Raw genomic sequence first — 11,502 nt, forward strand, 5'->3', positions numbered from 1 at the left:
TCATTCCCCCTTCGGGGTCAGCCGGAGCAGCCGGCGCTGGAGCCAGGTGACCAGGGCGATCATCGCCATGAAGATGATCGACTGGGCCGCGGCGTAGCCGAACTCCGAGTTGGCAAAGGTGCTGTAGATACGCGTGGAGAGGATGTCCAGGGACTGTTTGGGCGGGTTGCCCGCGATGCCCAGGATCAGGTCGAAGGCCTTGAACGACTGGACCGTGGTGTAGGCCACCACGATGGCCGTTGCCGGGGCCACGAACGGCCAGGTGATGGACTTGAACTGCTGCCACCGGCCGGCGCCGTCCATTTCGGCGGCCTCGTAGAGTTCACGCGGGATGGACTGCAGGCCGGCGATGTACACCACCATCATCTGCCCGGCGTGGAACCACACCTGGGTGACGGCCACCCAGTACAGGGCCTGGGCGTTGTTGCCCAGGTAGGAGCCCTGCAGGGCCTCCAGGCCCACTGAGCCCAGGACCGAGTTGGCCAGGCCGAAGTTGGGGTCGTAGATGAACTTCCAGATGAAGGCCACGGACACGGAGGACAGGATGGTGGGGAAGAAGAACAGGGCGCGGAGCAGGATGCTGCCGCGGGAGTTCTTCGTCAGGAGCAGGGCGAGGATCAGCGAGAACGCCGTCTGCGCGATGACCACTAGCAACATGAACTTCAGGTTGTTGGTCATTGCGTTGATGAACAGCGAGTCGCTGGTGAACGCCCGGACGAAGTTGTCCAGCCCCACGTAGTTGAAGGCCGCGGAGAAGCCGTTCCAGTCCGTGATGGCGTACTGGAAGGCCTGCAGCGTGGGCATCACCAGGAAGAAGGCAATGACGGCGACGGCGGGCAGCGGGAAGAGGTACAGCGCCGGATTCACCCGGGTGGGGGAGCGGCGGCGCACCTTGGCCTCGTCGGCGCCGGTATGGCGGTGCGGCGTCTTCCGCTTGGCCGCCGTTCCGGTGGGGGTGCTCATAGCCGCTCGTCAACAATCTTCTGGGCGGCTTCGGCTGCCTGCTCCGGGCTGGTGCCGGAGATGACGGCCGTGGCGCTGGCCTCCACCGCGTTGCGGACATCCAGGTTCAGGAACTGGAACCGGGCGGCCAGGGCGGTCTTCTTCTCCAGCCACGGGCTCAGGCGCTTGAGGTCCGGGTTGGTGTACTCCACGTCCTTCACGGACACGTGCTGCGCCGTCTCGTTGGCGTAGTAGGCGGCGTTCTCCGGCTCCGACAGGAAGTCGATCCACGCCGCCGCGGCGGCCTGGTTCTTGCTCGCGGAGTTGACGCCCAGGATGAAGGTGGCGTTGTAGACGCCTTCGTACTTGGCGTTGCCGTCCGAGGTGTTGGGGAACACCAGCTCGATGGGGAACTGGGCGCCCAGGCCGCGGACCGCGGCGATGTGGTAGGAACCGGTGGCCAGCATGGCGGCCTTGCCCTGCGAGAACAGGTTCTGCGCCGGCTCCACGGCGGTGCCGGTGGCGTTGGGCTGCAGGAACGGAACCAGGTCCTTGTACTGGTTGAGCATCTTGATGAACCAGTCGTCGGTGGCTTTGAGCTTGCCCTGTTCGATCTGGGCGCAGGCGTCGTCCACAGGCGCGTTGTTGGCGACCATGCAGTTGAACAGCTGCCCGCCGTTGCCCACGTCGCCGCCCGGCCAGGAGATGGGTACGACGCCGGAGGACGCCAGCTTCTCGCACATGGCCAGGAAGGAGTCCCAGTCCTTGGGGGCGAGGTCGGCGCCGGCCTTGTCGAACAGGTCCACGTTGGCCATGGGCATCGGGAACACCACCTGGTAGGGCAGGCCGAGCACGTTATCGCCCGACTTGCCTGCGGAGAGCAGGCTGTCCTCGTAGTTGGAGACGGCCTTGCTGCCCTTGAGGTCGGTGTAGATGCCGGCTTCGGTGAAGTTCTTGAACTGTGCGCCGCGGAAGGTGGCGAACGCGTCGCCGATAGAGCCGCCGCGCAGCTTCTGCAGCGCCTGGGCGTTGTAGTCGTTGGAGGTGGAAATGTCCTGGGCCACCTCCACGCCGTCGTGCATCGCCGCGAACCGCTTGATCAGTTCGTCGAACACTGCCTTGTCCTCGCCGCGCCAGTGGGCGAAGGACACTTTGCCCGTGATGTCGCCGGTGGCCGGGGCAGCCGGGCCGGTGGCACCGCCGGGGGTGGTGGAGCCGCCGGGTCCGGCGCACGCTGCCGCGGTGGCGCCGAATCCCAGGGCTCCAAGGACGGCCATGGCCTGCCTGCGTGAAATCTGACTCACAATAATCTCCTCGTTGAGTGTTGCTGTGCCTTATTTGCTGGCTGGATGGGGGGTCACCGGGCGGTGACGGGAATCCCCGGGAGGTTGAAGGCTGGGCTCATGCATTCGTCCGCTGGCTGGAGACGACGTCGTCAACCACCGCGCAGAGGCGCTGCAGCCGGCGGACGGCGTCGGTGGACAGGGACTCGACGACGTCGGGGGCGCCGATGCAGGACGCCCAGACAGCGCGTCCGGAGAGGAAGCCGCTGGCGCCTTCCAGGCAGGCCCACCGCACGGCGTCCGGGAACACGTCCTCGGGGACCCCGGAGGACAGGACCACCCAGGGGCCGTCGATGGCTTTGGTGAGCTCGGCGCAGGCGGCGCGGACCTCGGCTTCGGAGGCCTGGCCCTTGTAGGGGACCTCGGCCTTGTACAGGTCGGCGCCCAGGCTGCCCAGTTCCTTGGCGGCGGCCAGGATGCCGGCGTTCCAGTCGAAGTCACCGCCGGCCAGGGGCTTGCGGGAGACCGGTTCGATGATGCTGATCAGCCCGGCGGACTTGCACCGCTCCACAAACTCGCGCACCATCTCCACCCGGCCTTCGGCGGGCTCGTCCGGACGGTACAGCACCAGCAGCTTCAGCGCCTTCACGCCCAGGGCCGCGTACTTCTGCGGATCCACCAGCCGGTCGATGGTCACCTCACCCACGAGTTCGTCGTGTGCGGATTCGAAGTGGTCGGCGGAGGCGATGAGGCCGCAGTTGGGGTCCACCACGCCGGCCTCGATGGCCTGGTCCAGGGCGAACTGCCGGTCGATCAGGATGCCGGAGGCGTAGGGGGTGAGGATTCGGGCGGCTTCGAGCTTGAAGTTCCGCAGGTCCTCGTCCGTGACGGGCTGGTCCGTGTGCTCGGCGAACATGTTGCGCATGGCTTCGCGCTGGTCCACGGCGAGCATGGCGAACGCGCCGGACGGGCGTTGCAGCGGGGAAAGGTCTGTGGGGCTCATGGGCTGCTTCTTTCAGCTAGGCGTTGTGGTGGGAACGATGGTCAGGCAGGGACAGGACTGATGGTCTGGCGGGGGATCATGGAACGGCCGTCCAGCCCCGCGCAGGATGCGGCGGCGGTACGCCCGGCGAAAGCGGCGGCGTCCACCAGGGGCAGGCCCGCCGCGACGGCGGCGAGGAGGGCGCCGTGGTACACGTCGCCGGCGCCCAGGGTTGACACGATGGTGGCCGGTGTGGCGGGAACGTGGACCGACTCGCCGCCGCGTTCCAGGACCCAGGCGCCCTCGGAGCCGGCGGTGGCGACGACGGCGGAGGCGCCGTCGTCCACAGCCTTCCCCAGGAGGTCCCCGGGGGAGAGGTCCTCGCCGTACTCGGCGCGGAGCCTTTCGATGGTGGGGACGTACAGTGCCACGCCCCGCGGGCTGAAGGACGGGATGGGGTTTCCGGCGTCCACGCTGATCTTCAGGCCGTCCGCGCCAGCGCCGGCCACGGCGTTCCAGCCCAGGTGGTCCACGTGGACCCAGGCTGCGGACGCCAGCAGTTCGGCGAAGCGGCTGCCGGCGGGGAAACTGACGGGCGGGACAGGCCGGGTGACGATGGCGCGGCTCTCGGTGGCCCGGCTGACCACGATCACGCTGGCGCCGGTCTTGACGCCGGCGTCGCGGATGACGGCGGAGGTGTCCACGCCCTCGGCCTCGAGGCCGGCCACGATCCGGTCGCCTTCCTCGTCGGTGCCCAGGACCCCCGCGAAGGCGGTCCGGGCTCCGGCCCGCGCCGCCGCAACGGCGGCCGTTGCCGCCGGGCCGCCGCCCGCCGTCGCGAAGTCGGATGCGACCGTACGGCTGTCCGCCGCGGGGTAGTCCTGCACCAGGGCGATGGAGTCCAGGGTGGCGCAGCCTACGAAGAGCAGGGTTCCAGTTGACGGTTGGGGCACGTTCCACCTCGTTGTAGTTCCGGCTGGTACTGAAGAAATATACACACGCTATGTTGGAATAACAACACTTTCTGTATAGTTCTGTTTGGGATGCAACGCCGCGGTCCCGCCCACTCAACGTAGAGAAACGGAGCAGCTCATGTCATTGCCTTCTGCGGAAACGGTCCGGACCATCCGTTATGGCCTCATCGGGGCCGGCCACATGGCCCGCGAACATGTCCGGAACCTCGCACTGATCCCGGGAAGCCGGATCACCGCAGTCTCCGACCCCACGCCGTCCTCCCTGGAAGAGACCGCGAAGGAGATCGGCTATGAGGTGCAGACCTTCGCCTCCCACCAGGACCTGCTTGCCTCGGGCCTCGTGGATGCGCTGGTGATCGCCAGCCCCAATGACACCCACCTGGGCATCCTCAAGGACATCTTCGCCAGCGGGACCAACCTGCCCGTCCTGGTGGAAAAGCCCGTGTGCACCAGCGCCGCCCAGGCGGACGAACTCGAACAGCTGGCTGCCGACTACACCGCACCTGTGTGGGTGGCGATGGAATACCGCTACATGCCGCCGGTGCAGGAGGTCATCCAGGCCGCGCACAACGGCAAGCTCGGCAACATCTACATGCTGTCCATCGTGGAGCACCGCTTCCCGTTCCTGCACAAGGTGGACGCCTGGAACCGCTTCGCCGAGCGGACCGGCGGCACCCTGGTGGAAAAGTGCTGCCACTTCTTCGACCTGATGCGCCTGATCCTGCAGGACGAACCCACCCGCGTCTACGCCAGCGGCGGGCACGACGTGAACCACATGGACGAGGTGTACGACGGCCGGGTCTCGGACATGGTGGACAACGCCTACGTGATCGTCGATTTCAAGGGCGGCAAGCGGGCCATGCTGGAACTGTCCATGTTCGCCGAAGGGTCCAAGTTCCAGGAGCGCATCTCCATCGTGGGTGACGCTGCAAAGATCGAGACCCTGATCCCGGTGGCCGGGAGCCACTGGATCCCCGGTGACGAAGCCGAAGCCACCGTGGAATTCAGCCCGCGCTCGCCGCTGGGCCCGGAAAAGCACGAGGTTCCGGTGGACGAGGCCGTCCTGGCCGCCGGCGCACACCACGGCTCCACCTACTACGAGCACCTGGGGTTCCGGAAGGCCATCCTGGGCGAAGGCCCGGTGGAAGTCACGGTTGCCGACGGCCTGCAGTCGGTCCGGATGGGCCTGGCGGCCGAGCGCTCCATCGTGGAAGGCCGCCCCGTTGAGCTTACGAATGCCGGTGCCGGGGTAGGTCATTAAGTAGGTTTGGTGTTGGAAGTGCAACACCGGGCCGGGCAGGTGTCCGGGATCTAGGCAGGAAAGAAGGGGCCATGAGCATCGCACGCGAAGAGGCGCCGCTGACGTCCCGTCAGCGCAGCATCTTGGACGAGCTCGGCCGGCGGGGGTTCATTTCCACCACTGACCTGGCAGAGAGGTTCGCCGTCTCGGACATGACGGTGCGCCGGGACACCCGGGTGCTGTCCAAGCTGGGGCTGGTCCGGGTGGTCCACGGTGGTGTCAGCGCCGTGCAGGGGCACGGGCAGAACGCGGACTTCGCCGCCCGGGTCCGGGAGGATGCCGACGCCAAGCTGCGGGTGGCCCGGGCGTGCCTGTCCATGATCGGTGAGCGTGACGCCATCATCCTGGACGCCGGCACCACCACGTACCAGATTGCCCACGAGCTGCCCGCGTCCTTCACCGGCACCATCATCACCCACTCGGCACCTGCCATCCAGCGCTGCCTGCAGCTCACCTCCGCCCGGACCATCTGCCTTGGCGGGGAGCTGCTGCTGGACAGCCAGGCGTTCAACGGCCCCATGACGGTCACGGCCGCCGCCGGGCTGCGTGCCAAGACGGCGTTCATCGGCGTCAGCGGCATCCATGACGAGGCGTTCTACATCGAACGGGACGTGGAGCGCGCCACTAAGATCGCCCTTATGAATTCGGCAGAACAGGTGGTGGTGGTGGCTACCCACCAGAAGATGCTCCGGTACGCGCTGGCCCGGCTGGCGGGTTTCGATGCGGTGGACGTGCTGGTGACCGATGCGCCGCCGCCGCGGGAAATCGAAACGGCGCTGACCGCTGCAGGCGTGAAGCTGATGGTTGCCGCGTGACCGCGCGGCTCCGGGTGTGCCTGCCCGACCAGAAGCTGCTGGACGCTCTCGAGCCGACGGACGGCGTCGACTTTGTCCTCTGGGACCTGGCCGGTCCTGCCCCGGAGGGCCGGCTGGACCTGCTGGTCCCCGGCTATATGGGCAAGCCGGCGGCGCTGGCCGCGCTGGAGGGCGTGGACGTCGGGCTGGTGCAAAGCCAGTCCATCGGGTACGACGGCGTCGCGGACGTCCTGCCCGCCGGCTGCGTTTTCGCCAACGCGGCAGGCGTCCATGAGACGTCGACGGCGGAGCTCGCCGTGGGCATGATGATCGCCAGCCAGCGCGGGATCCCGGACTTCGTGCGGAACCAGGCGTCCGGCACCTGGGACAACACCCAGCGCGCCAGCCTGGCGGACCGGCGCGTGCTGCTGGTGGGCTACGGGGGAGTGGGCAAGGCCATCGAGGCCCGGCTGCTGCCGTTCGAGGCCGAGGTCACCCGGATGGGAAGCCGTGCCCGGGAGGACGGCCGCGGAACGGTGTACGGCATCGACTCGCTGTACGAGCAGCTGCCGCTGCACGAGATCGTGGTGGTCAGCGTCCCGTTGAGCGAGCAGACCGCGCAGCTGGTGGACGCGAAGTTCCTGGCGGCCATGCCGGACGGCGCGCTGCTGGTGAACGTGGCCCGTGGCCCGGTGGCCGATACAGACGCGCTGCTGGCGGAAACCTCGTCCGGGCGGCTGCGGGCGGCGCTGGACGTCACGGACCCCGAACCGTTGCCGGCCGGCCACCCGTTGTGGACCACGCCCGGCGTGCTGATCACACCGCACGTGGGCGGCGCCAGCTCGGCAATGTTCCCCCGGATGGTCCGGCTGATCAGGAAACAGATCGGGCTGCTGCTGGACGGCAAGGAACCCGTCAACGTAGTTCTCCGCTGATCTATCCAGGCATGGCCCCGGCTCCTAAGCTGGGGCCATGTCCTCATATGAAGTCCGGCGCAGCGCCGTCATACCCGCAGCCCCCGAAGAAATCTTCCCGCTGGTCAACAACTTCCATGAATGGACCGCCTGGTCCCCCTGGGAGACCGTGGACCCCGGCATGAGCAGGCGCTACTTCGGCCCGGACTCGGGCGTGGGCGCCGGCTACGAGTGGAGCGGCAACCGCAAGGCCGGCAGCGGGAGCATGCAGATCGTCGAGTCGGTGCCGTCCAACCGCATCAACGTCAGGCTGGAATTCACCAAACCCTTCAAGGCGCTGAACCCCACCACCTTCACGTTCACGCCAGCGCCGGGCGGCACTGAGGTCCGCTGGGTGATGACCGGGGAGAACAAGGGACTCCCGGCCAAGCTATTCGCCCTCTTCGTCAACATGGACAAGATGGTGGGGTCCGACTTCGAACGCGGGCTGGCATCGCTGGCCGCCGCCGTCGCCGCAAAGAAGAAGAGCTAGGGCCGTGGGCGTCATCGACGATGCAATGGCGGAGCTGCCGGAAGCGGACCGCGAGTGCCTGCAGCACGTCATTGACATTGCCCGGCAGCTGGTGCCGGAGGCCACCGAAGGCATGAGCTACGGCATGCCCGCCCTCAAACTGGACGGAAAGCCCCTGCTGGGAGTGGTGGCCGCCGCGAAACACCTCTCGGTATTTCCGTTCTCGCCCGAGGTGGTGGAAGCAGTGGCCGGCAAGCTGGCGGGCTTTTCGCTGTCCAAGGGAACCATCCGCTTCACCGCAGAGCATCCCCTTCCGGACGACGTGGTGGAGGACGTCGTCCGGCTGCGGCAGGCGGAAATCAGGAAGTAGGGACCCATGGGAAAGATCATCCTGTCCAACGCCGTGTCCGTGGACGGGTTCTTCGAAGGCCCGGACCGGGACATCAGCTGGCACCGGGTGGACGAGGAACTGCACCGGCACTTCAATGACGAGATTGGTGCGATGGGTGGGATCATCGAGGGCAGGGTCACGTACCAGCTGATGGAGGAATTCTGGCCGACGGCGGACCAGGATCCGGACAGCACCCCGGCCATGGACGAGTTCGCGGGCATCTGGCGCCGCCTGCCCAAGTTCGTGTTCTCCCGCACCCTCGCCACGGCGGGCCCGAACGCGAAGGTGTTTGCCGGCGTCGTTCCCGAGGAAATCCGGGCATTGAAGGCGGAAGCCGGCGGCGACCTCATTATGAGCGGCGCCGACCTTGCCGGAACGTTCATGCGCCACGGCCTGGTGGACGAGTTCCGGATCTACGTCAATCCGGTGGTGGTGGGCCAGGGCCGGCGGGTGTTCCAGTCGCCCGACTTCACCGCGGACCTGGACCTGGTGGAAAGCCGCCGTTTCGGCAACGGGGTGGTCCTGCTGCGGTACCTGAACCGCGGCTGACGCTACGTAGGCAGCAGGGATGCCGGCAGTAGCGGAGCCGGTGCGGGTTCCCCGGCTGCAAGTGCGGCGCCAATAATTCCTGCCTCATTCTGCAAGCGGGCGGCCACGATCGGACTCCGCAGGTTTAGCAACGGGAGGTACTGGTCTGCGCATGCCGATATCCCGCCGCCCACCACGAACAGTTCAGGGGAGAAGATGAACTCCAGGTGGGAGAAGTAGCGCTGCAGCCTGACGCTGTACTCCGCCCATGTGATGCCGTCGCGCTCGCGGGCCACGGCCGAGGCAGCAATTTCCGCCGCGAAGCCGTCAATGGCGAGGTGGCCCAATTCCGCGTTCGGCACCAGTTTGCCGTCGAACACCAGGGCGGAGCCGATCCCCGTCCCAAGGGTGATGACCAGCACTGTTCCCGGGATTCCCCGGCCCGCACCGCACGTGGCTTCGGCAAGCCCTGCGGCATCGGCATCGTTTAACACCACGACGTCCCGCTGGAGTACGGCGGAAAAGACTGCAGCCGCGTCGACTCCTATCCATGAGCTGTCCACGTTGGCCGCCGAGCGGGCGATGCCGTTCTGGATGATACCGGGGAAGGTGATTCCCACCGGCTGGCTGCTGCGGGGACAGCCAGGCATGTCCTCGAGTGCGGCAACAAGGATGGACACCACGGCGGCCACAGCGGAGGGGGTCGCGGGCCTGGGTGTCTCCATCCGGATTGAAGGTCCAGTAAGGGTGCCGGAGGCGACGTTGACAATGCCGCCTTTGATGCCGGTTCCGCCTACGTCGATGCCAATGAGATGGCCGGCCGTGCCGGGCTTGAAGGTCATGGTGGTCCTTTCCGTAGGGAGGCTTGAGCGGAGATCAAAGGGGGGGCGGTCAGCCGTTTGTTCGGCTAACCGCCCCCGAGACGCTGTTGGAACCAGACCGTTAGGGCGTGGACTTAGAGGCGTTCCAGCTGTCCCAGTTCTCGCCGTCGAAGCCGAGCCGGCCCAGCTGGTAGTCGGCCCAGTTGCCTGCAGATTTCTCGATTACTTCGCCGCCTATCGAGTAGTTCTCCAGGGCAAGGCCGTTGCCGGCAGGAACCTCGTTGCCGATGGTGACCTTTTCACCGGCGGGGTTGGTGTAGCGCTTGAGGTGGCTGACCTGGGAGGTCCAGTCGAGTCCGTTCCAGCTATCGATCTTGAGATTCTTGATGTTGATGTTCTCGGTGTTGGACAGGGCGTAGACGCGGATGGCGCAGTTGGCCATGCCCTCAACCGTGAAGTTTTCGAACGACATGTTCTTGACCGTGGTGGTGGGGTCCGCCTTGGTGGTGGATCCCATGTCCTCCCAGTGAGAGGAGGAATTGAAGATGCAGGTGTTGTACTTGACGTCCTTCCAGTACATCCGGTTGTGGATGACTGAGGTGTTGGTGACGTTCACGTTGTCGATGTTCCGCGGCGTCCAGCCCCACTGGACCACGGGTCCGTTCTCGTTTTTCCAGATCACGGTGTTATCGATGGTGACGTCGCTGTGGTACATCTTCAGTACGTCGTCGTTGGAGTTGAAGAACGTGTTCTTCATGCTGCTGCCCTTGTACAGCTCGATGCCGTCCGTTTGCCAGTACCAGCTGCCCACCTGCTTGTAGTTCTCCACGTTCATGTGGAAGGTCTGCTCGTTCCCGTAGACCACAAAGGAGTGGTAGGGCGGTTCATTGATGGTGACGCCCTGCAGGTCCAGCTTCTGCTCGGCGTCGGCTGACGCGAACTGCAGCATCTTCACGCACGATGAGTGGCAGTTGGACGCCCCGCTGAGATGGTTGTAATTGTTGTTCGTGTCCGCCTCGTACACGTATTGCTCGCCGGAGAGGACGCCATAGCCGGTGACTTTGTACTGGCTTTGGTTGTCGTGCAAGAACCGGAAGGCTCCCTTCACATAGGCGCCTGGGGCCAGATACACCCACTTGACGTTGGGCGGCAGGACGGCATGGTAGTCCGAGCCCATGCTGTAGGTGCCGGGCTTGAAGTAAATGATGTCGTCGGTAACGGTGTTGAGGTTGGTTACCTCACCTTCAGCCGGGTAGTGGATGCTGCCTGACTCCTCCGTGGGAATCAGCCGCTCCTTCTGCTCGCCCCGGAGCTTGGGCTCGGCGAAGATCATCATCGAGTTGCGGGGCTCGGTGTGGATGGCGCGGTTGCCCTCGGCTTCGGTGGTGAGCTTGCCGCTGTCGCCGCTCATGTCGTTGTACGCCGTGTACAGCTGCGGCTCGAACTCCACCGAGAACCGGTATCCGGCGTCGGAGTATGGCACCTTGATCTTTACGGTGTCCGCGTCCACGAGCTGCTTTTCGAAGTTGTAGCTGCTGGGCCGGATCTGGACCTGGTCGGCCGACGTGATGGTCTGGCCGGTCTTGAGATTGACGTCCACCCAGACGTCCTTGGCATATTCGAAGCTGGACCAGCTCATGGACAGGCCGGCCTGGGAGGAGAACTCGGCGCCGTCTTCCTTGGTATAGCCGACCTTGTCCTTTCCGCTGCGGGGGATGCTCATGTAGGTGAACGCGTCGTAGGCCTTCTCCGGTTGGTTGGCCGAGGCTACCTGGACGTCGTAGATGGAAGACTGGCGCACCTCGTTGTCCCCGGTGGGACCTTCGGTGTTGAAGACCCCGTTGTCATGCCACCAGGTGTGCAGGTTGCCGTTGTCCGCTGTCTCGATTGGCCGCTCGGCGGATGGCGCTGCTGGTGCCTGCGAGGCCGGATTGGTGCGTGCCTGAGCCGGCATCGCGGTGGACGTGCTGGTGATGACGACGGCGGCTGCCGCAGCAATGCAGTATGCCAGTCGTCCGAGCCCTGTTCCGGGCATGATGGTTCCTCTCGTTGGATGGGACCG

The 11,502-nt window shown here is 66.0% G+C and carries 12 protein-coding genes; 6 read left to right on the forward strand and 6 right to left on the reverse strand.

Going from position 1 to position 11,502, the window contains the following annotated elements; translation table 11 throughout:
• The 4 genes from ACJJV6_RS12775 to ACJJV6_RS12790 form a co-directional block, all read right to left on the reverse strand.
• Positions 1 to 963: a carbohydrate ABC transporter permease gene (locus tag ACJJV6_RS12775; RefSeq protein ID WP_133351703.1), complete on the reverse strand. Its 963-nt coding sequence runs from the start codon at positions 961 to 963 to the stop codon at positions 1 to 3.
• Positions 960 to 2,246, reverse strand: coding sequence for an ABC transporter substrate-binding protein (locus ACJJV6_RS12780; protein WP_407709054.1), 1,287 nt, complete (start codon positions 2,244 to 2,246; stop codon positions 960 to 962). Before ACJJV6_RS12780 ends, ACJJV6_RS12775 begins: the two co-directional genes overlap by 4 nt.
• Before the next feature lie 97 nt (positions 2,247 to 2,343).
• Positions 2,344 to 3,228 (reverse strand): aldolase, encoded by an 885-nt coding sequence (locus tag ACJJV6_RS12785; RefSeq protein ID WP_407709055.1) that lies wholly within the window; start codon positions 3,226 to 3,228, stop codon positions 2,344 to 2,346.
• Between the two features lie 41 nt (positions 3,229 to 3,269).
• On the reverse strand, positions 3,270 to 4,160 hold the full coding sequence (locus tag ACJJV6_RS12790; RefSeq protein ID WP_407709056.1) for a carbohydrate kinase family protein: 891 nt from the start codon (positions 4,158 to 4,160) through the stop codon (positions 3,270 to 3,272).
• A 139-nt stretch (positions 4,161 to 4,299) separates the two neighbouring features.
• Between ACJJV6_RS12790 and ACJJV6_RS12795 the strand changes: the two genes are divergently transcribed.
• The 6 genes from ACJJV6_RS12795 (at position 4,300) to ACJJV6_RS12820 (ending at position 8,640) form a co-directional block, all read left to right on the forward strand.
• The gene (locus tag ACJJV6_RS12795) at positions 4,300 to 5,442 is read left to right on the forward strand and encodes a Gfo/Idh/MocA family protein (RefSeq protein ID WP_407709057.1); all 1,143 of its coding nucleotides are present in this window, start codon (positions 4,300 to 4,302) and stop codon (positions 5,440 to 5,442) included.
• Positions 5,443 to 5,513: 71 nt separating this feature from the next.
• Positions 5,514 to 6,296, forward strand: coding sequence for a DeoR/GlpR family DNA-binding transcription regulator (locus ACJJV6_RS12800; protein ID WP_407709058.1), 783 nt, complete (start codon positions 5,514 to 5,516; stop codon positions 6,294 to 6,296).
• The gene (locus ACJJV6_RS12805) at positions 6,293 to 7,210 is read left to right on the forward strand and encodes a 2-hydroxyacid dehydrogenase (RefSeq protein ID WP_407709059.1); all 918 of its coding nucleotides are present in this window, start codon (positions 6,293 to 6,295) and stop codon (positions 7,208 to 7,210) included. The genes ACJJV6_RS12800 and ACJJV6_RS12805 overlap by 4 nt, the downstream gene beginning before the upstream one ends.
• Positions 7,211 to 7,247: 37 nt before the next feature.
• On the forward strand, positions 7,248 to 7,721 hold the full coding sequence (locus ACJJV6_RS12810) for an SRPBCC family protein (protein ID WP_407709060.1): 474 nt from the start codon (positions 7,248 to 7,250) through the stop codon (positions 7,719 to 7,721).
• 4 nt (positions 7,722 to 7,725) lie between these two features.
• Positions 7,726 to 8,070: an iron chaperone gene (locus tag ACJJV6_RS12815; protein ID WP_407709061.1), complete on the forward strand. Its 345-nt coding sequence runs from the start codon at positions 7,726 to 7,728 to the stop codon at positions 8,068 to 8,070.
• A 6-nt stretch (positions 8,071 to 8,076) separates the two neighbouring features.
• The gene (locus ACJJV6_RS12820; RefSeq protein WP_407709062.1) at positions 8,077 to 8,640 is read left to right on the forward strand and encodes a dihydrofolate reductase family protein; all 564 of its coding nucleotides are present in this window, start codon (positions 8,077 to 8,079) and stop codon (positions 8,638 to 8,640) included.
• Positions 8,641 to 8,642: 2 nt separating this feature from the next.
• Here the strand turns inward: ACJJV6_RS12820 and ppgK are convergent, their stop codons facing one another.
• Positions 8,643 to 9,461, reverse strand: a complete 819-nt coding sequence (gene ppgK, locus ACJJV6_RS12825) for a polyphosphate--glucose phosphotransferase (RefSeq protein WP_407709063.1) — start codon at positions 9,459 to 9,461, stop codon at positions 8,643 to 8,645.
• 100 nt (positions 9,462 to 9,561) lie between these two features.
• Positions 9,562 to 11,475, reverse strand: coding sequence for a family 49 glycosyl hydrolase (locus tag ACJJV6_RS12830; protein WP_407709064.1), 1,914 nt, complete (start codon positions 11,473 to 11,475; stop codon positions 9,562 to 9,564).
• Positions 11,476 to 11,502 lie beyond the last annotated feature (27 nt).

Source organism: Arthrobacter nitrophenolicus (genome assembly GCF_045833485.1).
GTDB classification, from domain to species: domain Bacteria; phylum Actinomycetota; class Actinomycetes; order Actinomycetales; family Micrococcaceae; genus Arthrobacter; species Arthrobacter nitrophenolicus.

What these genes read in the sequence shown, in the direction of transcription:
- ACJJV6_RS12820 (WP_407709062.1), top strand. Translation starts at nt 8,077, where the DNA reads ATGGGAAAGATCATCCTGTCCAACGCCGTGTCCGTGGACGGGTTCTTC.
- ACJJV6_RS12775 (WP_133351703.1), bottom strand. Translation starts at nt 963, where the DNA reads ATGAGCACCCCCACCGGAACGGCGGCCAAGCGGAAGACGCCGCACCGC.
- ACJJV6_RS12785 (WP_407709055.1), bottom strand. Translation starts at nt 3,228, where the DNA reads ATGAGCCCCACAGACCTTTCCCCGCTGCAACGCCCGTCCGGCGCGTTC.
- ACJJV6_RS12800 (WP_407709058.1), top strand. Translation starts at nt 5,514, where the DNA reads ATGAGCATCGCACGCGAAGAGGCGCCGCTGACGTCCCGTCAGCGCAGC.
- ACJJV6_RS12830 (WP_407709064.1), bottom strand. Translation starts at nt 11,475, where the DNA reads ATGCCCGGAACAGGGCTCGGACGACTGGCATACTGCATTGCTGCGGCA.
- ACJJV6_RS12810 (WP_407709060.1), top strand. Translation starts at nt 7,248, where the DNA reads ATGTCCTCATATGAAGTCCGGCGCAGCGCCGTCATACCCGCAGCCCCC.
- ppgK (WP_407709063.1), bottom strand. Translation starts at nt 9,461, where the DNA reads ATGACCTTCAAGCCCGGCACGGCCGGCCATCTCATTGGCATCGACGTA.
- ACJJV6_RS12795 (WP_407709057.1), top strand. Translation starts at nt 4,300, where the DNA reads ATGTCATTGCCTTCTGCGGAAACGGTCCGGACCATCCGTTATGGCCTC.